Origin of the sequence: Hydrotalea flava (assembly GCF_001623405.1) — a bacterium.
Taxonomy (GTDB): Bacteria; Bacteroidota; Bacteroidia; order Chitinophagales; family Chitinophagaceae; genus Hydrotalea; species Hydrotalea flava.
Window position 1 is genome coordinate 18,609 of record NZ_LUHG01000101.1, and the last position, 20,985, is coordinate 39,593.

The window sequence follows — 20,985 nt, forward strand, 5'->3', positions numbered from 1 at the left end:
AATTTATAATTCCTCCCTTTTTGTATATGATTTTACCAATAGTTGCATACGGCAATCCTGTATTAAGAAAACCGGCAGCAGAAATAACATCTGATTATGACGGATTGTATACATTGATTGAAGATATGTGGGAAACCATGTATGCCAGTAATGGCGTAGGGTTAGCTGCACCTCAAATCAATAAACCCATTCGATTATTTGTAATGGATAGTGCTCAAATTTTTGCCAATATGGAAGAAGATGATGAAACCTACCCTGATGAACCAGGCATTAAAAAAGTATTCATTAATGCCAAAGTGGTAGCATTAAATGGTGAAGAATGGGTATATAATGAAGGATGTTTGAGTATTCCTAAAATAAGGGAAGATATTCAACGCCCTGAATTAGTTACAATAGAATATGTGGATGAACATTTTGTACCACACCGAGAAACATTTACCGGCTTAACCGCCAGAGTTATTCAGCATGAATACGATCATATTGATGGTAAATTATTCATTGATTATTTAAAACCTCTCAAGAAAAAATTACTCCAAGGCAAGTTGAATGATATTAGTAAAGGCAAGGTGAAAGTGGATTACAAAATGATTTTTACAAAATGAAATTAGTGCAACTTCTAATTATAATCTGTTGTGCTGTTTCATCAACATTTTCGCAGGATACAACTTTGCATCACTCATTAGCCGATACAACGGTAGGTTTTAGCAAAACAGGCCGTTTTACTTTGCCCGAAGTAATGGTACGCACTAATTTTAACTATGAAAAATTACTGCAACAAATTAAAGAAGATACTACTTTTTATAAAGCCTTTCGCAATTTAAGAGTGTTGGGTTATTCTGCTTACAACGATATACAAATGAAGGATAAAACGGGTAATACTATTGCATCATTATATAGTAAAATCACACAAAATTATGTAAATGGTTGCCGCACCATGGATGTACTGGAAGAAAAAACAACCGGTGATTTTTACAATAAAAAACATCAGTACAACTACCTCACTCCTGAATTGTATGCAGCTTTGTTTTTTACAAAAGGTACGGTTTGCGGCGAAAATAATATTGTAAAAGGCCATGAATTTTCTACATCAGCTAAATCTGGTATCGATAAGCATAAAGAACAATTAAAAATGTTATTTTTTAATCCCGGTAAAAAAATTGCCGGTATACCTTTTATAGGTAATAAGTTAGATCTATACGATGAGAAAGCGCACAAATTATACGATTACCGATTAGATATTCAGGAATATCATCACCAATTATGTTATGTGTTTACTATTACTCCAAAAGAAGATTTAACGGCATCGCAAAGAGATGATGTAGTGGTTGATGAAATGGTTACCTGGTTTAATACCAATACATTAGAAGTGCAGGGCAGAAGGTATATTTTAAGTTATAAAGCCGGTGTATACGATTTTGATGTAAGCATGGAAGTAGAAATGACACATTATAAAAATCTTTTAGTACCCGCTATTTTAAGATATAAAGGTAATTGGGACGTGATATTTAAGAAACGTGAACGTGCAGTATTTACAGCTACTTTATTCGATTTTAAGTAGCACTTCCAAAATAATTGCTTACCCTTTATAAACTGTTTAAAAATACATTTAAACTTTGAACACTAATTTTTTTAGGATATAATTTTTGCAAACCTGCACTGAGCCCAAATAATGTATTTGTACCCAGATAAAAACTATTGTTAATCAATGAAATGCTAACAATGGTAATATTGGCATTTGTGGGAAGATGAGTGGTATAAAAGCCTTTTTCAATTGCCGATGGTGTTAACCGAATAACAGACTTTACATTATTAAAAACTGCAAAAGCTATTGTGTTTTTATTATTAAAATTAAGCGGTAATACTACGTTCAAATTGGTAGTAGCCTGTGTGGTATCCATTAAATAATTGGCACCCATCCATTGCAAGTGCGGCGATTGTATACGATAGCCGGTTTTGTGCATTCCATTTACTAAAGTATCCCAACGTGTAACAGAACCATTATTGTCCTGTTGCCAATTCACTTTATATTGACCGCCTGTGTTGGATGATCCTGAATAAAATTGCATGGCGTTGTTTACATCATCATCCATCCATTGTATGGTAATAGGTTTAGCAGGTGCAATCGCAATGGGCTGATTGTTTGAAGTGAAACTCACATAAAAATCTGCCGCACAAACCAGTGGATATTGATTAAAAGTAGTGGAAATTAGATATCTGATAAAATCACCCCGTTCTTTTAAGGTAATTAGCCTCAAGTAAACAGGATCTGTTACAGGATTGGCTGTATTGCTCATATACGCACTGGTATAAGCAGGAATTTTTAGTTGTATATCATTATTCAGCCAAAAAGCTGTATCACGGGTAGGATTAAATGTAGTATAGTAAGCCATCGGTAAGCCTAATTGCACTTGCAATGAATCAATAAGGTCATTGCTAATAGGCTCATTGGTCCAGGTTGTGTCATTAAACGACATGCCCTGATAAGGCGTAAATTCATCAGAAAAATCTTTCTTACAACTTGTAATGGTTGCAAAAATGATGAATATGTAAAAAAATACTTTTTTCATGGTTACTGAATAAGATATGGAATAGGTTATAAATGCTGCCTTCGGCCATTTAACTTTATGCGGGTGCCAATGTTTAAACCGGCGGCACCAAAACGTTGGTTCACGCCGTAAAGACTATTTGTACCAAAAAGATTATACCTGAAATAAGGTTCTGCAAATACATCAACCAAATCCGAGAGCCTTCTATAAATACTAACACTTCCATAAATGCTGGTGGTAAGTGAATGCTGATACACCCCATTGTTTGATTTACTATTGATGGCAACTACCTGTAAACTGGTATCTAAAGTTTCGCCCATGTACCAGGAGGAAAGATCAAAAATGAGTCCGCCATTAACTGCCATACGCCAGTTATCATCGGGCTGGCCAAATTCATAACCCAGCATTACCGGGATTTCTAAGTTTTTATAATGATTGAGACTTCTGATAACTCTATAACCAATTTGAGTAACAGAGGAAGTATCCATAATAGTTGTTGAATTGCCTTGTGGTGTTGTAATGGTGCGCCGTATAATTACTGTAGTTGTTTGCGTTTCGTTTTCTTTTCGCTGGCTAAATAATTCATTCATCTGGCTGTATTGCAAGCCTAATTTCAGATACGTGTGTTCGCCGATTGTTTTACTGAATCTGGCACCAACAGTAAAGCCGCCTTTCATGCGTTCGCTACTGTCTTTTTTCTGCAGGTAATTGGCACTGGCGCCATTGGTTAATACTGATTTCATGGTATAATCCGGCGCGCCATATAATTCAATATACCAGTCGTTTCGCTGGCTGCCATTGGCATTAGGGCAGGCATCCAATCCTAAAATGCGGCGTAAATTAAGCGGTGGTAAATGCAGGGAACCAGTATTATACAATAAATTATTTTTTAATGAAATAAAAGCATTTACCTGATTATAAGAGAAGTTATTTGCTGCATCTTGATTATTATCTGAGTAGCCGGGTAAATTGTGATTGAATGTGGGGGAGAAGGTTTGGCCTGATGATGCGTTATGGCTGGTGGTACTTTGAGGGCGCAATAACTGCTTGTTTGGTAAATAGCTATTTTTAGATAGATATGAATTGGATGCATTGTTTTGATGCTGGGGAAGTTTGGAAGTACTTTTGTTCAGGTTGTTTGAACTTTGCAAACTATCAGTTAAAACAGCACCATTTAATTGCTGATTTTCAGGAGAATTGTGTGTGTGAACATTAGATTGACCAGGGGTAGAAACTATTGTTTGTTGAAGCGTAGATTTTTGATCAATAGAAGAAGCATTTTTATTAAAAAAATAAAAAGTAAGACTACCGGCCAATATCAGGAAAAGTGCTGCTATGGCAAGTATAGTTTTGTGCTGATTTATCCAAAAGCCTTTGGGCTTTTTATTGGTATCAGCCATTATTTTCTCCCATAGATCGGGTGGGACGGGAGCGGAGTAATTTTTCAGTTTGTTTCTGATAAAATCATCCATTAATTGATCATTCATTACACAGCAATTTTTTGTAATTGTATAATTTGTTCCTGTAAAATTTTTCTGGCTTTTACTAATTGGCTTCTACTGGTACTGGCTTTAATATTCAGCATTTTAGCTATTTCTTCATGGCTATATCCTTCTATCACATTCAGGTTAAATACAATTTTATAACCTGTTGGTAATTGTTGAATCAGCTGTAGCAGCACTTCTTCACCCAACTGGCTATAAGCCATTGCAGGAATAGTAGCTGCTGAATCATGATGCTCACTTACTTCGGTAAACTGTAATTTTTTTTTCTGAATATATTTTAAAGCCACATTCACTGTTATTCTTCGCATCCAGCCCTCAAATGATCCTTCAAATTTAAATTGGTTGATGTAGTTAAAGATTCTTACAAATGCATCCTGCAAAATATCTTCCGCTTCCATGGCATCATTGGCATAACGCAAACAAACAGCCATTAATTTACCGGCATATTGCTCATAGAGCATACGCTGGCAATTTGCCTGTTGCTTTATACAGCCTTTAATTAATTCAAACTCTGTCAACGGGGGCAGGTTTATATATGTTAACAATTATCAGATGCCCAACAACATAGCAATGCTGCCCAAGCATCGGATATTTTCATAAAATTACCTAATTGTAGTTAAAATGAATGAAATATAGACTGTTAAATGCGCCGGATTGTTTAAAGTATGATGAAAGTTGCAGGTAATAAAGGTTAACGTAAAAGGAATTGGGATTGAATAAAATCGACCACTGTTTGCAAACTATTGGTAGTTTGGTAAACCTGAAGTTGTTTATCGGCACCGGTACCTTCCTGTAAAATTGTATGAATGTATTGCAAAGCCTCACGGGCATCTAATGCATCCATTACATCATCCACAAAATCGAGTAATTCTAAAATCAGTTGTCGGGTAGGTACTTCGGTTTCTTTACCAAAATCAATCAGCATACTGTCAATGCCATACCTGCTTGCCCGCCATTTATTTTCATTCAATAATGCACGTTGGTATGAAATGAAGTTGAGGTTTTGGGTACGCAACAAATACAATTTAGCACAAATTGTCTGAAATAATGCAGCTATGGCAATGGTTTCATTTATTTTTAATGGCACATCGCAAATGCGAAACTCAACCGTGTTGAAAAAGGGATGCACTCTTACATCCCACCATATTTTCTTTGCATTATCGATGCAATTGGTTTTAATCAACAGATTAACATAAGCTTCGTAGGCTTCAATGCTTTGAAAATGATCGGGTATTCCGGTTCGGGGAAATTTATCAAAAACTTTAGAGCGGAATGATTTATAGCCGGTATACCTGCCCTCCCAAAAAGGCGAGTTGGTGCTTAAAGCGTACACGTGGGGTAAAAAATAACGGGCACTATTGGCAATATGTATGGCCATTTTTCTATCTTCTACACCTACATGTACATGCAGCCCAAAAATTAAATTGCTACGGGCTGCTTCCTGCAATTCATTTACTATTTGATGATAACGGTCGTGATCGGTAATTAACTGGCTGTTCCAGTGGCTGAAGGGATGGGTACCTGCTGCCCCTACTCCCAAACCCATACTATGTGCAATAGCAGCAATATTGCCGCGCAGTGAAGCCACATCTTCTAAAGCTTCTGCTGCATTTTTGCATATATCGGTTCCTACTTCTACCACGGCTTGGTGCATTTCTGCTTTTACTTTATCTTTCAATAGCTTTTGCCCTTCCTGAACAATTTTTTGTTCATGGCTTTTCAACTCTCTGGTAACAGGGTCTATTACCATGTATTCTTCTTCAATACCTAATGTAAATTGATGAAAGTTAAGAGATGGCATAAGGTGCATTTAAATCATTAAAAATTACCCGGTTAATGCTGTTAAAATAGTTTTGTTTTGGTAGCGCTTCTTTTCAAATATTCACCCCAGGTTAAATTGTCTTTTCCGTTTTCTTGTATTTGTGCACGCTCAATGGCAAAGTTGGCAGCTGTTTCAACTACCCATTCAAAATTTTCTTCACCCACACTTTGTTTATCTGCATCCGGTGCCGGATTACAAAAATCGATAGCAAAGGGTACACCGCTACGAAGTGCCAATTCTACCGTGTTAAAATCATACCCCAAATATTGATTAATACGGAGTACTATTTCAGTCATTTCCTGCAGTTTTTCTGCCGATGGTTTAAAATGGGCATCATAGCGTAAATGGTGTGGGTTGCGTGGTTCATAAGGCATAATACGCACATGTTTTCCGCCTATACAATAACAACGGTAGTATTCTTCAAACACAATTTCTTCCTGCAATAGCATTACCAACTGCCCTGTGGTATTATATTTTTCAAAAAATTCTGCTTTGTTTTCTAATTTAAAAACATGCTTCCAACCTCCGCCGGCAAAGGGTTTCATATAGGCAGGAAATCCTGCATAACTAAAAATATGGTCCCAGTCTAACGGATAAGCCAAATTAGAAAACGAGGCATCTGTCGTATCATCCGGCAATTCCTTAGAGGGTAGAATAACTGTTTTAGGAACGGAGACATTTATTTTTGTAGCCAGACAATTATTAAAAAATTTTTCATCGGCACTCCACCAAAATGGATTATTAATGACTGCTGTACCGCATAATGCTGCGTTTTTTAGAAAAGCGCGGTAAAATGGCACATCCTGACTAATTCTATCCATAATAACACTATAACCTGTATCTTCTCCCTGTATTACTTTGCTTATATGAACCGGTTCGGCAATTATATTGGGAATTTGTTTGCTATTAATGCGTTGAATAATGGCTTCGGGAAAGCTTCTTTCTTTTCCAAACAATATACCTATTTTTTTCATAATGTAAAATTTGAAAAATGATTTGATTAAAAATACTGAATAAAATATTGGCGATGGTTTTAATGATGATACCCTTAAAATAAGTAAATTTTTGAATACAGCACCATGATTGTTTCATTTTTATTTTTTGGAAGGCCTGCTCATTCAGTTCAATAATGGTTTATTTAAAAAATTGCATCTGTAATTATCTACAGCAATAAAACAAACCAATTTACAGGATATTTTGGGAAGGCTAATTCAGATACATTATTTTTGGGTATATGCCCTCAGAAATTGTTCATACTCAAATTGAAGTTATCGTAGAACAATTTACCTTATCATCTCAATATCTGGAAAGAGATGTGGTGGTTGATGTATATGTTCCACCCTTATTCCACACTTTGGAAGAAGTAAGTTTGTTATTGATGAATGATGGGCAGGATTTAATTAAAATGGCATTGCAGAAGCAATTAAACCAATTATTTTCCCAAAATAAATTAATGCCCTTATTGTGTGTGGGTATTTATTGTGGCGAAGAGCGGAAACGCGAATATGGTACCGCATACAGTGCTGATTATTTGGGCAGGGGTGATAAAGCAGGGTTATATCATAAATTTATATTTGATGAACTCTTGCCCTTTATTCGAAAAAAATACCATGCACCATCTTTTAAAGAAAAAGCTTTTGCCGGATTTTCGTTAGGTGGTTTAAGTGCATTGGATATTGTGTGGAACCATGCTACCGAATTTGCCAAAGTGGGTGTTTTTAGCGGAAGTTTATGGTGGCGCAGAAAATCATACGATAATGGCTATGATGATGAAACAGACAGGCTTATGCATTTGCAGGTAAGAAATGGGGCTTTTTTTCCATGGCTTCAGTTTTTTTTGCAATGCGGCACTTTAGATGAAACGGCAGACCGGAATAATAATGGTGTAATTGATAGTATTGATGATACACTCGATTTAATTATTGCATTGAAAGCTAAAGGTTATACCGATGCACATATACATTATTTAATCATTGAAAATGGAAAGCATGATGTGGCAACCTGGGCTACTGCCTTGATTGAATTTTTAGAATGGGGTTGGGGTAAATAATGTAAAATTATTTTCATAATAAAAACCTGTTAGCCTTTTTTTTTACTAACAGGTTTTTATTTGTGTTGGATTGGGTCGCTTAGTTAAATAAATAACGTACACCAATTTGCCCTTGCCAGCGAGAGAAGATGCTGGTATTGTCCTGAAAACTGTTTACATAAGGAATTTGATTTTTAGGATCCTGATATAGGAAGGAGAACATCGGTTTGCCTGCATTAACGCCCGATTGTGCAATACCTTCAAATTTCAGGAATGAAGTATTATTAAATGTTTTAACAATACCCCAGTTCGGATTTAAGAAGTTACCTAAGTTAATCAGGTCAAAAGTTAAACGAATGGTATGTTTGGTTTTACCTGATTTTATATAAAAATCTTGTGTAACGTTTAAGTCAACATGTTTGTACCAAGGTAATACTACTGCATTTCTTTCAGCATATTGGCCTCTGTGTTTGCTCATGTATGGGTCTTGCTGAATAAAGTTATTCAGTTGGTTCCAGATAATATCAGGTGTACGGGTATCGGTAATGGTACCACCGCCTGTGTTTACAGGAACCAGTACAATATCGGATTGTGTTTTAGGAATATAAATTAATGAACTGTTACCTCCGGTACCACCGTTCACTAAATCGCCCTGATAAGTATAAGAACCAACACCAGCAGTTGCAGCTTCAAACACCAAACCTACTGAAGTGGCATAATGTTTACCATATTCAAAACGGTATTGGGCATACCCAATAACACGGTGTGGTTGGTAATAACCTGCATAGCCTAATTCATCAGAGTTTAAGTCGCCGTGTGTTGGACGATCCCTCCACATACTTTGTGCAATAGAACCGCCATCATTTACATTTTTAGCCTGGCTATAAGTGTAAGCTATACTGGTGGTTAAGTTTTTTACTGAGCGTTGAAACTGTGCGGTGGCGGTATAAGCATAACCTTTATTGGTATTGGCCATTAAGATTGCACTGCTAATGTTCGGATTGGTTACGGTAGCACCACCGGCGCCAGACCAAATCTTGGTAGAAGAATAACGTAAGCGATTATCAGGTCCTACCAAAGGTGTGCCTGTTGAAGGTAAGTTTACGTTTTGGAAATACACTGCATTCACATCTTTTGAGAAGGTGTATTCAAATGTAGCTACAATATTTCCGGGTAATTTTTGGTCAACTGCTGCACTTAACTTCATTACCTGAGGGTATTTAAACTTAGGATCAGTAAATACTAAGTTGTAGGAAGTATTGGGCGAAGTTGCTGAAGGTCTGTATGCATTAATATCGGGGCTAAATACCCAGGGTTTACCTGTGGCAGGATTGGTTTTAGCCTGGAAGAAAGACCCAAACAATACACCATTGTTGCTGGCCTGATTGCTAATCCATACAAATGGTGGAGGTCCTGCAAATAAACCGATACCACCACGAACCTGTGTTTTGTGGTCATGAAATACATCCCAGTTAACACCTAATCTTGGAGAAACCAACAAATTATTGTCCGGTTTATGACCTACATCGTAAGTTTTACCATCTCTAAATACCAATTGAGAGGCATAAGGGTTTGCAGTGAAGCTATTGGTGAAGATGGGTAAATCTAATCTTAAACCATAAGTAATGGTTAAATTATCTTTTGCACGCCATTTATCTTGTGCAAAGAAACCTAATTCATTTGAGCCTACCTGTGCAAATGGGAAAGAACCATCTTTAGTCAGCGCATATGATAAAGTATAATTGGCTGCAGTAGGAGCACCATTCATAGCACTGTTATAAAAATCTGTCAAAGTATTAAATTGGTAGGCACCGGCATAGTTGGGTGAAAAACCATTTTTAAAACGTTTGATATAATTCTGTGTTCCCAAGGTAATTTCATGATTGCCTTTATAAACAGTTACAATGTCTGAAAATTGGAATACATTGGTATTTAAAACGTTATTGTAAGTAAACGGCTCATAACCGAAAGCAGTATAGCTTTGGCCTAAACCATTCAGGATATCTACCAATGGGAAGTTGGCACCGGAAAGGCTTGATCTGAAATCTCTTAAAGCGGTATAACCTACTTGTAATTTGTTAGATACACGATTGCTGAAACGGGTATTTAATTCACCAATAACAATGTTGAAGTTGTTGTTAATTCTGTAACCACTACCACTAAAAGGTAAACCGGTATTACTGGGTTGGCGGTTACCATTTGGCGCACCACTGTTACTGGCTGAAATATCGCGATATGATTTGAGGTAATTGTATTTTAGCGTAAACGTACTGTTTTTTCCTACGTTCCAGTCTAAACGGGCAGTCAATTTATCACTATAGGTATTATAGTTATAGTTCTGATAATTGCCTGGATTGTAATTGTATTTTTGAATCAGGAAGTTTTTTAAAGCATCTAAAGTATCTGCTACTGCTTGCGAAACCACACCCGGTACAGGTGCTTGCCCCGGCTTGGCAGCAACAAAAGTGGTAGCAGGTTGGCTAATTCTTTCCTGTTCAGCACTAACAAAAATGAACAATTTATTTTCTATAATGGGTGCGCCGATAGATGCACCGCGTAAATTATAGGTATAACTGGGTCTGGGTACGGTATTGGTTCTAACATTGTAGCCCTGTAATCCCGGAGTTCTGATATAGGTATAAACAGAACCTTTTACCTGATTGGTACCACTACGGGTAACGGTGTTTACACCGGCACCGGCAAAACCGCCTTGGCGAACGTCATAAGGAGAAATGTTTACCTGAATTTGTTCTATCGCATCTAAGCTAATCGGTTGTGAATTGGTTTGTCCGCCTAAAACAGAAGAAAGACCAAAAGCATTATTAAAATTAGCACCGTCTACTGTAATGTTGTTGTAAGAACTATTCATGCCACCAAAGCTTAAACCGTTGGCAGAAGGTGTTAAACGGGTAAAATCCTGTAAACTTCTGTTGATGGTGGGTAAGCGTTCAATTTGGCTGCGGCTAATAATTTCCTGGCTGCCGGTATGGCCGGTATTAAATACTTTATCTTGCCTTATACCTTTTACTTCTACCGCATTTAGCTGATTACTGGTTTCAGTTAAAGAAAAGTCGGCTTTAAATTCCTGGCCTAACACCAAAAAAACATTGTCTTGTTGCTCTGTTCTGTAACCCAAAAAAGTAACGGTAATTTGGTAGGGACCTCCCACTTTCATATTGGCTAAATTATAGCGGCCATCTTTACGTGTTGTGGTTACATATTTGGTACCGGTAGGCTGATGAATGGCGGTAACAACAGCCCCTGCTACCGGATTTTTGCCATCGGTTACCCTTCCCTGAACATCGGAAGTGGTTTCCTGGGCCATTACATAATTGATTGCTCCGATAAACAGAGCTACCATAAGTAGTAGTTTTTTTAGCATGTGATTTGATTTTTTAATTTCAGGTACAAATTTGATAGTTAAGTTTTAACACAACCTTATACCAATGTTACCGTTTTATTAACAAAGCGCAAATATTCCGTTAAAAAGCAGAAGCCCCGAAATATTCGGAGCTTCTTTATTAAAATTTAATTGGTATTAAGCTAAAATTTAGAAGAAGTATTTCAAACCTAACTGCATACCCCAGGTACTTAATGTACTTAATGAGTTTTGCCATGGTTTGGTTACCAATTGCCCATTTAAGGTTTGCATATTAAAAGTGGGTCTTCCCTGACTATCTAATCCTCTAAAAATTAAAGGCTGTGTAGTGGTGGTAATTTGGCGTACTCCCCACATTTTATTAATCAGGTTGCCGGCATTTAAAATGTCTACAGAAAGTTGTAAAGTGTGTTTTCTATCACCCACTTTAGCGTAGAAATCCTGTAAAATTCTCACGTCAAATGTGCTTAACCAAGGTAAGTAAGCAGCATTTCTTTCTGCATCTTTTCCTTTGTTATTGTTTAAATAAGGCGTGTTTTGAATAAATTGCTGGAAAGCTGCAGCTTGTTGAGCCGGTGTGAAAGAACTTCCAGATTGTACAAATATAACCTGAGATGGATCTTTAGGAATATACATCAAATCAATACCACTTAACCCATCATTATTAATATCGCCACCATATACATAGCTATAATTGTTTTGTTTGGCTAATTGACCGAAAATACTTACAGTAGTAGCTAAGTGATTTAAGTATTCCCATCTGTATGAAAGCGTACCAATAAAACGATGGGGTGTAACATAAGATGATGTGGCCAATTGTAATGTATTAGGTGTTCCGGTTGTTGCATTGCTGTTCCATACAGAAGTTGCCTGAGCACCCGGGTTGGCGGTAACTTCTGAAGCAAAGCTGGCAGTATAAGCAAATGAACCATAAAAACCTTTTGCTGCTGATTTCTGAATTTGGAAGGTAGCAGAACCACTGGAACCCATACTGGTATTTTCTAACACAATAGCCGTATTGATATTGCTATAAACGTTTCTGGCCGCTGGAGATGAAAATCTGCCTCTGTAATCAATGCCATTAATGGTTCCATCCGGATTTTTTAAATTGGCATTACGCATTACTACTGCATTCACATCTTTTGTATACAAAAACTCAGTAGTAATTAACCAGCCCTTCCCAATTTTTTTGTCGAAGGCTAAATTAGAGCGCCATACCTGCGGGAATTTAAAATTAGGATCAATCAAAACAATATTGGCATTATTGGGTAATGTACCGGGTGTTGGATTAAATTTGCTGGCATACGCATCAGGGTTAGGATTGAATAAAAAATTCTGCAACTGTGCTGCATTATTCACTGCCTGACCAGACTGATACATGAAGCTGTTAGAGGGCATGTTGGTTAAGAATACAAAGGGTATTCTTCCGGTAAACAATCCGGTACCACCGCGAAATACAATGTTCTCTTCATCAATTTTATAACGGAAACCTACTCTGGGTGAGAAGTACAAGGTGCTTTTGGGCCATTTTCCTGTGCTATAATGGGTTGGATTACCATTTTTATCAGGGAAAGTTAAAGCCGTAATATTTGGATTTTCTAATGGTTGTTGCGGATAAACAGGTTTATCGATTCTTAAACCATAAGTAATCTTTAATTTATCATTCACGTTAAACTCGTCCTGTGCATATAAACCCAACTGACCAATTTTTAAATCGGCAGAATAAACGGCTGGTGTGCCCGGTACCAAAGAGAAGTTATAAGAGAAAAATGCAGGTGCCCGGTTATTCATGAAATCGCTTAAAGAATTAAAAGCATAATAACTGGAAGAACCCGGCATAAACATATTGCCTACACGCTGGTATTCATAAGTTGCACCAAAAGTTAATGTGTGTTTACCGGCATAATAGGTAAAGTTATCCGTAGCATTGTATATATCGTTAATTACGTCATTATTTCTGGTAAAAGGATCCGTTCCAGCAGACATATAGTTTTGCCCGTTATTGTTAAAAATATCAATAGTAGGGAAAGCTTGTCCGCCGGGAATGGTTCTGGTATCCTGTATTTTAGTAATGGTAGCAATAAACTGATTAGAGAAGCGGCTGTTGAAGTTAGAGTTCAATTCAAATGCACCTGATTTTACCAAATGCTTAAACCCATAGTTTGAATTACTGAATGCCATTGAGCGTAAACTAAACCTGTTATTGGGTAAACGGCTGATTTGTCCACTTCCACCTACCACTGAGAATGGTGCAGCGTTTGGAATACTAGTGCCATTCAGCGGGTTCATGTCTGTACCAATCAACTCATTGTATTTTACACTGAGTTTGTGCACTTTGTTAATATTCCAGTCTACCTTAATTAATAATTTATGGTTGGCAGTAACAAAATTCGGAAAATTATCATACGCACCAGGGTCGTAATTGTATTGCGATTTTAAATAATCAGCAAATTTCTTTAAAGAATCGATGGGTGTTTGTGATATATTTCCAATACCACTACCGCCTGTTGGAGAAAAAGTAATACCAGGTGAAGTATTTTCTTCATGCTCATAGTTGGCAAAGAAGAACAATTTATTTTTAATAATTGGACCACCCAGGGTAAAACCATAGATTTTTTTAGTAGAAGGAGCCGGGTCTGTTAAGGTTACAGAACCTACTTTTTTACCATTGTAATCCTGATTTCTGTACAAACCATAAGCTGAACCATGGAAGGTATTGGTACCACTTTTGGTAACTGCAAAAATACCGGCACCTGTAAAGCCTGATTGGCGAACATCAAATGGAGCAATGTTTACGGAAACTTCCTCAATAGCATCCAATGAAATAGGCTGGCTACCACCACCCGGTAAAGGGTCAGAACTTAAACCAAAGTTGTTGTTAAGGTTAGCACCGTCAATCACCACATTGTTGTATCGACCGTCTCTGCCTGCAAAGCTGTTGCCATTAGCCTGTGGTGTAATACGTGTAAAGTCGGTAATGCTTCTGCCAATGGTAGGCAGGGTAGATAATTGCCGTTGAGAAATTTGTGTGGAAGCTCCCGTGCGGTCTGTGTTAATTCTGCGGGCTTGAGATGTTACCACCACTTCACTTAAATTGTTCGATATATCCTGCATTGAAACGTTGGCAATGTAAGGTTCACCCAAATTCAGGTAAAAGTCCTCCACAGTTTCAGGCCTTAATCCTACATATTTAAATTCAATTTTGTAGGGGCCGCCAATTCTTACATTTGGTAAAGTGTATTCGCCGCTTTTGCGGGATACCGTACTGTAAACAGTTCCAGAAGGAATGTGGGTTGCAGTAATGGAAACACCTTCTAAAGGTTTTCCGTCTGACATTTTTACAAAACCTTTAATGCTACTGGTGGTTACCTGGGCAATCAATGTTACCGGCAAGCACAGTGATAGCAATACAAAGGCTCGCAGTAGTTTTTTACTAAGCATAATGTTAATTTTTTCTGAGGCAAATAAAGTGAATTATTTACGTTGAACCACATTAAAATATTAACAAATTGTTGCTTTTTATGAACGTTTACCGATTTTAAGACGAAAACCGAACCGTTTTAAACACATTCAAAATGCCCGCAAATTTTATATTTTTAAACAAAACAGCACCTAATCTGTACTTTTGTAAGATAATATTAAAACATGTTGCATTCTATCCAAGAGGGTATTGAAGCCATTAAAAATGGACAATTAGTGATTGTTGTAGATGATGAAGACCGTGAAAATGAAGGAGATTTTATTACTGCAGCCAGAAATGTAACCCCGGGAATCATCAATTTTATGAGTAAGGAAGGCAGGGGATTGATTTGTGCCCCCATTTCGGAAGCATTGGCCGATAAGCTTCAACTCAATTTAATGGTAAACCAAAATACCGCATTGCACGAAACGCCTTTTACTGTAAGTGTTGATTTGCTGGGGCATGGCTGCACTACCGGCATCAGTGCTCATGACAGAGCCAAAACCATACAGGCTTTAATTGACCCTGATACAAAACCTGATGATTTAGGCAGACCAGGCCATATTTTTCCACTGAGAGCGAAGACAGGCGGCGTTTTGCGCCGAACCGGACATACCGAAGCAACAGTTGATTTGGCACGTTTGGCAGGTTTTGAAGAAGCCGGCGTTTTGGTTGAAATTATGAATGAAGACGGGACCATGGCCAGGTTGCCCCAGTTATTAGAAATTGCAAAAAAATTTGATTTAAAAATTATTTCAATTAAAGATTTGATTGAATACCGTTTGCAATCCGATTCATTGATTGAAGAAGTTACTCGTGTAGAAATGCCCACCAAATACGGCTATTTTAAATTGGTGGCTTTTAAAGAAAAAATTTCTGGTGGCGAACACCTGGCATTAATAAAAGGTGAGTGGAAGCCCGATGAGCCAGTTCTAACCCGTGTACACAGCAGTTGTTTTACCGGCGATATTTTAGGCAGTTTTCGCTGCGATTGCGGCGATCAGTTGCATAAAGCCATGCAAATGGTACAGGCCGAAGGTAAAGGCGTTATTTTATATATGAATCAGGAAGGTAGAGGCATTGGGCTGATGAATAAATTAAAAGCGTACCGTTTACAGGAAGAGGGAATGGATACCGTAGAAGCCAATCTGCATCTGGGTTTTGGCATGGATGAACGTGATTATGGCGTAGGCGCACAAATGTTACGTGCATTGGGTGTAACCAAACTTCGATTAATGAGTAACAACCCCAAAAAAAGAGCAGCATTAAAAGGCTATGGCTTAGAAATTGTTGATATTGTTTCCATTGAAATTCCACCCAACCCCTTTAATGAAAAATATTTACAAACCAAACGCGACAAAATGGGTCACGAAATTTTGAAAAAGAAATAACATAAAAAAACGGTAAACTGATTTGGGTTTACCGTTTTTATTTCTGTTTATCTGTCTTTTAAAAATGCTTCTTCTTTTTCGTATTCCTTTTCATAGGCTTTAATAATGGCTTTTACCAGCTTATGCCGTACTACATCTTCTTCCGATAATTCAATATGTGCTATGCCATCAATATTTTGCAAAATGCGTGAAGCTTTATGCAAACCACTGCGCTGATTGCGTGGCAAATCTATTTGTGTAGGATCGCCGGTAATAATGGCTTTTGCATTGGCACCTATACGGGTTAAAAACATTTTTAACTGCAAGTCGTTGGTATTTTGCGCTTCATCCAAAATAATAAAGGCATTGTCTAATGTACGGCCTCGCATGTAGGCCAACGGTGCAATTTCAATCGTACGGGTAGTCATATAATAACCCAGTTTATCGGCAGGAATCATATCATCCAAAGCATCATATAAAGGGCGTAAATACGGGTCAATTTTTTCTTTTAAATCGCCGGGTAAAAAACCCAAACTTTCACCTGCTTCAACTGCAGGCCTGGTAAGAATAATTTTTTTTACCACTTTGTTTTTTAAAGCCCTAACAGCTAATGCAACAGCCGTGTAGGTTTTACCGGTACCTGCCGGCCCAATGGCGAAAACAATATCATTTTTATCAATAGCCTGTACCATTTTTTTCTGGTTGGCCGTTCTGGCACGTACTGTTTTGCCATTTGGTCCAAAAACTAAAATATCATTGGGGTGCCGGTCAACAAAATGGTCAACGGTTTCTGCATCATCTCCACCTAATATCTGTTCAAAATAATTTTCACTTAAATGCCCATTCCGTTCTAAGTATTGCAGAATGAGTTCAATTTTTTCTTTGGCTACTTCTATTTGTTCCGGAGCACCACTAATTTTTATTTGAGTACCTCTTGATAAAATTTTTAATAATGGAAACTTCTTTTTTAATAAATCTAATTTGCCGTTGTTAACGCCGAAGAATTCAATGGGATTAACGCTGTTAAGGCTAATAATGGTGTCTGTCAATGTTTATTCGTTTTAGGTTGAATAAAATTATTTATTTCTGTTTGCTGCTTTCTCAAATTTAATTTATTTTATCGATGTAATAACAAACTTGTTTTTGCACATATTGTGGAAAGAATTATTGAAGTTTAAGTATCACGCTTTTAAAAATAACTATAAACCTTTTTTCTTGATTGAATGATATTGAAAAAAGAAAATGTAATGCAATTATTTTTATGTTAACAGCATTCCTCCTCTTTCAAACAATTATTGTGTTCTAATGCATAATTATGCAGGGTTGATGAGGTGTATGATTCCACTGGTAGCAATTTGTAAGCCTACGCAAAAAACTAAAAAGGCACTTAATCTGTTTACAATTTGACCACCTTTGGCGCCGAGTTTTTTGATGAGAATAGGTGTATAAGCGTAGCTCAAAAAAATAAGTACAGCCATTAAAAGCACGGCAAAAAGCAGAGCGCCGAGGTTGATAAAATAAGTAGATACTGTTTTGGAATGCCCATGTGCACTTAAGGTTAGCAAAACTGATATTGTTCCCGCACCGGTGGTCATAGGAAATGATAATGGATAAAATAAAATTTTATTAACGCTTTCCAAATCAGTTTTGGTATCAGGACTTTTTGTTTCTTCCGAAGTTTTGATGTCATTGTCAGAAGATAGCAGTTGCCATCCCATTTTGCAAATTAATATCCCACCTGCTACTTGTACAACCGGAATGGAAATACCAAACAATTTAAAAATCCAACTCCCGGTAATGGTTGAAACCGCACAAATGATAAAACTATAAGTGGCAATTTTTTTTGCTGCTATCCTTCTTTGTTTTTCTTCTAAATTGTGCAGTAAAGGATCCATTACCAATGCAGTTCCAATAGGATTTACCGGTGGAAATAATGCCACAAATCCAATGAATACAAGATTTAAAAACGATAGTATAAGCTCCATGATGGTTTCGGTGCAGTTTGTATTTTTTTACTTTTATTTCGAATCTAATTTCTTCAATATTTCTAAAATCAACTCATTTTGTTTTTCTAAGTGAAGCAAAATTGATTCAATTTCAGCCTCAGCTTTTTGGTTAATTCTAAAATCTGTTTCGGCTCTTATTTCTGCATGTATGCCTTGCAGGTTTTGGCCTACCATAATGAGTGGCATCAATAAAATTTGAATCAGGTTTGAAATAAATAACCAAAACACAAAGGCCGGATAAGGATCAAATCTAAGCGCCTTTGGTCCAATGGTATTCCACAGCAACCATAAGGCCGACCAGGTAAAAATGATAATGAAAAAACCCATACTGCCTACTCTGATGGTAATCCATAAGGCTAATTTATTTAATGGGGTAAGATGTTCTTTGTAAGCAACATTCACATTTATTACCGGACTGGTTATTTGTTTTGAGTGATTATTTTCTATATTATTTTCGTTCATATATTTACAAGTTGAAGGTTACATTTTTATTGGCAAATTGTTATACCACCATTTTAAATTGTTCTATTGTAGCATCAGGGTGCGGGGTATTGAAGATAGCGCTTCCCGCTACCAAAACATTGGCGCCGCTGTGTATAACCGCTGCTGCATTTTTTAATGTAATGCCACCGTCTACTTCAATTAAAACTTCCGGAGCAACTTTGTTTAGTAACTTTCTTAATTCTTTTATTTTGTGTAAACTGTGCGGAATAAAAGATTGTCCGCCAAAACCGGGATTTACACTCATAATTAAAACCATATCAATATTCGAAAGAATATTTTCTAACATGCAAATTGGGGTGTGTGGATTTAAAGCAACACCTGCTTTTAAACCTGCGTCTTTTATTTGTTGAATATTACGGTGTAAATGCGGGCAGGCTTCTACATGAACCGTAATACTATCGGCACCGGCTTTTTTAAAATCATCAATATATTTTTCAGGTTCCACAATCATTAAATGTACATCCAATATTTTTGAAGTGGCCTTTTTAATGGCCTCTACTACCGGGATACCAAAACTAATATTGGGTACAAAGCGGCCATCCATAATATCTAAGTGAAACCAGTCTGCTTTACTTTCATTCAGCATAGTACAGGTTTGTTGTAGTTGCAAGAAATTGGCAGCTAAAATTGAAGGGGCTATAATTGGCATAGTACAATGTTATTTATGTGTTGAGCAATTAAATTTTCTTTTTGCAGTTGCCTAATGCTTTTCTAATCTTTTAATGGCAGTGGCAGCTTCAAGTAGGGTAGGATCTAAAGTAAGGGATGTTTGGTAATTTTTTATGGCATCGTTTGTTTGTTGCAGGGCCTCATAGCATTTGGCCTGCCAGTAATAAGCGTCAGGATAAGTATTGTTTACATTCGATGCCATATGAAAAATTTTTAAGGCGGTGGCATAATCTTTTTGATCATAATAAATAAATCCTTTTTCTAAATATGCCTCCATGTAGGCGAAGTTTTGATTAATGCATTGATCAAATGCCTGCAGTGCCTTATTCGTTTGTCCGGTTCGGGCATAATAAACACCGGTTATAAATAAGCAATTGGCATTTGTTTCGCGGCCTAATCTTAATTCAGCTACTTGATTACATAGTTCCAGGGCTTCTTTATTCTTTTTTTCTGCGTATAAATTTGCCAATGAAAGCAAAGCATCTGGTGCAGGATATATTTCAATTGCGTGCCTGTAGGCATCTATGGCAGCAGCGGTATCTTCTGCATTTTCAGACAAACGTCCTTTACGGTACCAAAGGCCGTAATTAAATTCATCTTTTGCAATGAGTGAATCTAATTCCAGTACTGCCGGTTTAAATAAATTCAAGCTGTCATAAGCATCAATCAATTTCAAACGAATACCTACACTATCCGGATGTGTGGCAATTGCTGTTTTTAAATTTTTAATATAGGGTGTTAGTACTACTGTTTGATTGCTGTCTGTTTTAGCCTGCTTTTCTGAGTTGCTGTTGGTACATTCTGCCATCAATAATACAATCAGGATGCTTGATATTATAGGGGGCAATATTTTCATGAAGCACTATTTACTTTGTTAAAATAATCATTATTTGTTAAATGAAAAAACGTTTTGTTATTCTTTTCCGGTACTGTACAAAAGTACAAGTGCCTGCGCATAAAAAATGTTATAAAAATCATTGTAAGCCGTTGAATGCCAAGTTCTGTTGTTTATAAGAAAATATTGCTACTTATCGGTTGTTTTGTAATTGAAAGTTATATCTTCGGGCAGTATATTTTTTAAATCTTCAATATTTTAAATATGAGTGCTTTAGATAGTTTTCTGCTTGTTTTACACAGTTGGTTACGCTGGATTATTTTAATTTTGTTAATGGTTGGCATTATTAACAGCATTGCCAAAATGCAAAAACCTTTGAGCAGCGTGGCCCAAAAAATGAATTTATGGCTAATGATTGCCGCACACATTACTTTATTAATTGGGTTATATCAATATTTTTTTGGTACCAAAGGCTTTGTTTTTTTTAGAACAATGGGTGCTGCAACGGTTATGAAAGATGCGGTACTACGTTTTTGGGCGGTGGAACATATTACGGGGATGATTATTGCCATTATATTGATTACTCTTACTCGCGGGGTAGCCAAAAAGGAAGCAGAACCTTCAAAAAAGAACAAAAAACTACTGTTATTCTATGTGTTGGCCCTTGTTATTATTCTTGCTTCTATACCCTGGCCCGGTCGTTTTGGCGATGTTCCATTGTTCAGAGGTATTTAATTTCAATTTCATTCACTCCAATCCATTTTATTTATATTGTAAGAGGTTTCGGCCTCTTTTGTTTTTGTATCTTTGAGTAAATACGATTGCCTAATGCCTTATTGCAGGAATATTATTTACTGGAT

17 protein-coding genes are annotated in these 20,985 nt (G+C 36.9%); 5 read left to right on the forward strand and 12 right to left on the reverse strand.

Annotation, left to right across the window (positions count from 1 at the left end; genetic code table 11):
* Nucleotides 1-26: 26 nt before the first annotated feature.
* Nucleotides 27-602, forward strand: coding sequence for a peptide deformylase (def, locus tag A0F92_RS13465; RefSeq protein ID WP_068247220.1), 576 nt, complete (start codon nt 27-29; stop codon nt 600-602).
* On the forward strand, nt 599-1,558 hold the full coding sequence (locus A0F92_RS13470; protein WP_068247223.1) for a hypothetical protein: 960 nt from the start codon (nt 599-601) through the stop codon (nt 1,556-1,558). The genes def and A0F92_RS13470 overlap by 4 nt, the downstream gene beginning before the upstream one ends.
* Nucleotides 1,559-1,583: 25 nt before the next feature.
* Here A0F92_RS13470 and A0F92_RS13475 read toward each other — a convergent pair whose 3' ends face one another.
* The 5 genes from A0F92_RS13475 to A0F92_RS13495 form a co-directional block, all read right to left on the reverse strand.
* Nucleotides 1,584-2,567, reverse strand: coding sequence for a hypothetical protein (locus tag A0F92_RS13475; RefSeq protein ID WP_068247226.1), 984 nt, complete (start codon nt 2,565-2,567; stop codon nt 1,584-1,586).
* Nucleotides 2,568-2,593: 26 nt separating this feature from the next.
* Nucleotides 2,594-4,033 carry an outer membrane beta-barrel protein gene (locus tag A0F92_RS13480; protein ID WP_068247229.1) on the reverse strand — a complete coding sequence of 480 codons (1,440 nt, stop codon included), beginning with the start codon at nt 4,031-4,033 and terminating at the stop codon, nt 2,594-2,596.
* Complete coding sequence (locus tag A0F92_RS13485) at nt 4,033-4,569, reverse strand: RNA polymerase sigma factor (RefSeq protein WP_068247319.1); 537 nt, start codon at nt 4,567-4,569, stop codon at nt 4,033-4,035. The genes A0F92_RS13480 and A0F92_RS13485 overlap by 1 nt, the downstream gene beginning before the upstream one ends.
* 173 nt (nt 4,570-4,742) lie before the next feature.
* Nucleotides 4,743-5,852 (reverse strand): carboxylate-amine ligase, encoded by a 1,110-nt coding sequence (locus A0F92_RS13490; protein WP_068247231.1) that lies wholly within the window; start codon nt 5,850-5,852, stop codon nt 4,743-4,745.
* A 41-nt stretch (nt 5,853-5,893) separates the two neighbouring features.
* Nucleotides 5,894-6,847 (reverse strand): ATP-grasp domain-containing protein, encoded by a 954-nt coding sequence (locus tag A0F92_RS13495; RefSeq protein ID WP_068247235.1) that lies wholly within the window; start codon nt 6,845-6,847, stop codon nt 5,894-5,896.
* Nucleotides 6,848-7,107: 260 nt separating this feature from the next.
* Here A0F92_RS13495 and A0F92_RS13500 point away from each other — a divergent pair, with 260 nt between their 5' ends.
* On the forward strand, nt 7,108-7,923 hold the full coding sequence (locus A0F92_RS13500; RefSeq protein ID WP_068247240.1) for an alpha/beta hydrolase: 816 nt from the start codon (nt 7,108-7,110) through the stop codon (nt 7,921-7,923).
* A gap of 79 nt (nt 7,924-8,002) precedes the next feature.
* On the opposite strand, the gene A0F92_RS13505 is transcribed toward A0F92_RS13500, so the two are convergent.
* Nucleotides 8,003-11,263, reverse strand: coding sequence for a TonB-dependent receptor (locus A0F92_RS13505; protein WP_253810479.1), 3,261 nt, complete (start codon nt 11,261-11,263; stop codon nt 8,003-8,005).
* 189 nt (nt 11,264-11,452) lie between these two features.
* The gene (locus A0F92_RS13510) at nt 11,453-14,722 is read right to left on the reverse strand and encodes a TonB-dependent receptor (protein WP_068247246.1); all 3,270 of its coding nucleotides are present in this window, start codon (nt 14,720-14,722) and stop codon (nt 11,453-11,455) included.
* 204 nt (nt 14,723-14,926) lie between these two features.
* Between A0F92_RS13510 and A0F92_RS13515 the strand changes: the two genes are divergently transcribed.
* Nucleotides 14,927-16,132, forward strand: coding sequence for a bifunctional 3,4-dihydroxy-2-butanone-4-phosphate synthase/GTP cyclohydrolase II (locus A0F92_RS13515; protein WP_068247251.1), 1,206 nt, complete (start codon nt 14,927-14,929; stop codon nt 16,130-16,132).
* 47 nt (nt 16,133-16,179) lie between these two features.
* Here the strand turns inward: A0F92_RS13515 and A0F92_RS13520 are convergent, their stop codons facing one another.
* From A0F92_RS13520 to A0F92_RS13540, 5 genes are all read right to left on the reverse strand, one after another.
* On the reverse strand, nt 16,180-17,160 hold the full coding sequence (locus tag A0F92_RS13520; RefSeq protein WP_068247254.1) for a PhoH family protein: 981 nt from the start codon (nt 17,158-17,160) through the stop codon (nt 16,180-16,182).
* A 264-nt stretch (nt 17,161-17,424) separates the two neighbouring features.
* Nucleotides 17,425-18,096, reverse strand: coding sequence for a MarC family protein (locus tag A0F92_RS13525; protein ID WP_068247257.1), 672 nt, complete (start codon nt 18,094-18,096; stop codon nt 17,425-17,427).
* A 33-nt stretch (nt 18,097-18,129) separates the two neighbouring features.
* Nucleotides 18,130-18,579, reverse strand: coding sequence for a DUF1003 domain-containing protein (locus A0F92_RS13530; RefSeq protein WP_068247267.1), 450 nt, complete (start codon nt 18,577-18,579; stop codon nt 18,130-18,132).
* A 40-nt stretch (nt 18,580-18,619) separates the two neighbouring features.
* Entirely contained in the window at nt 18,620-19,270 is a 651-nt protein-coding gene (gene rpe, locus A0F92_RS13535; RefSeq protein WP_068247273.1) for a ribulose-phosphate 3-epimerase, read from the reverse strand.
* Nucleotides 19,271-19,321: 51 nt separating this feature from the next.
* The gene (locus tag A0F92_RS13540; protein WP_167517092.1) at nt 19,322-20,146 is read right to left on the reverse strand and encodes a tetratricopeptide repeat protein; all 825 of its coding nucleotides are present in this window, start codon (nt 20,144-20,146) and stop codon (nt 19,322-19,324) included.
* Between the two features lie 243 nt (nt 20,147-20,389).
* Here A0F92_RS13540 and A0F92_RS13545 point away from each other — a divergent pair, with 243 nt between their 5' ends.
* Entirely contained in the window at nt 20,390-20,860 is a 471-nt protein-coding gene (locus tag A0F92_RS13545; RefSeq protein ID WP_068247277.1) for a hypothetical protein, read from the forward strand.
* Nucleotides 20,861-20,985: the final 125 nt, after the last annotated feature.

Bases quoted from the DNA above. Each gene is read 5' to 3' on its own strand.
- def (WP_068247220.1), top strand. From the start codon at position 27: ATGATTTTACCAATAGTTGCATACGGCAATCCTGTATTAAGAAAACCG.
- A0F92_RS13470 (WP_068247223.1), top strand. From the start codon at position 599: ATGAAATTAGTGCAACTTCTAATTATAATCTGTTGTGCTGTTTCATCA.
- A0F92_RS13475 (WP_068247226.1), bottom strand. From the start codon at position 2,567: ATGAAAAAAGTATTTTTTTACATATTCATCATTTTTGCAACCATTACA.
- A0F92_RS13480 (WP_068247229.1), bottom strand. From the start codon at position 4,033: ATGAATGATCAATTAATGGATGATTTTATCAGAAACAAACTGAAAAAT.
- A0F92_RS13490 (WP_068247231.1), bottom strand. From the start codon at position 5,852: ATGCCATCTCTTAACTTTCATCAATTTACATTAGGTATTGAAGAAGAA.
- A0F92_RS13495 (WP_068247235.1), bottom strand. From the start codon at position 6,847: ATGAAAAAAATAGGTATATTGTTTGGAAAAGAAAGAAGCTTTCCCGAA.
- A0F92_RS13500 (WP_068247240.1), top strand. From the start codon at position 7,108: ATGCCCTCAGAAATTGTTCATACTCAAATTGAAGTTATCGTAGAACAA.
- A0F92_RS13505 (WP_253810479.1), bottom strand. From the start codon at position 11,263: ATGGTAGCTCTGTTTATCGGAGCAATCAATTATGTAATGGCCCAGGAA.
- A0F92_RS13510 (WP_068247246.1), bottom strand. From the start codon at position 14,722: ATGCTTAGTAAAAAACTACTGCGAGCCTTTGTATTGCTATCACTGTGC.
- A0F92_RS13515 (WP_068247251.1), top strand. From the start codon at position 14,927: ATGTTGCATTCTATCCAAGAGGGTATTGAAGCCATTAAAAATGGACAA.
- A0F92_RS13525 (WP_068247257.1), bottom strand. From the start codon at position 18,096: ATGGAGCTTATACTATCGTTTTTAAATCTTGTATTCATTGGATTTGTG.
- A0F92_RS13530 (WP_068247267.1), bottom strand. From the start codon at position 18,579: ATGAACGAAAATAATATAGAAAATAATCACTCAAAACAAATAACCAGT.
- rpe (WP_068247273.1), bottom strand. From the start codon at position 19,270: ATGCCAATTATAGCCCCTTCAATTTTAGCTGCCAATTTCTTGCAACTA.
- A0F92_RS13540 (WP_167517092.1), bottom strand. From the start codon at position 20,146: ATGAAAATATTGCCCCCTATAATATCAAGCATCCTGATTGTATTATTG.
- A0F92_RS13545 (WP_068247277.1), top strand. From the start codon at position 20,390: ATGAGTGCTTTAGATAGTTTTCTGCTTGTTTTACACAGTTGGTTACGC.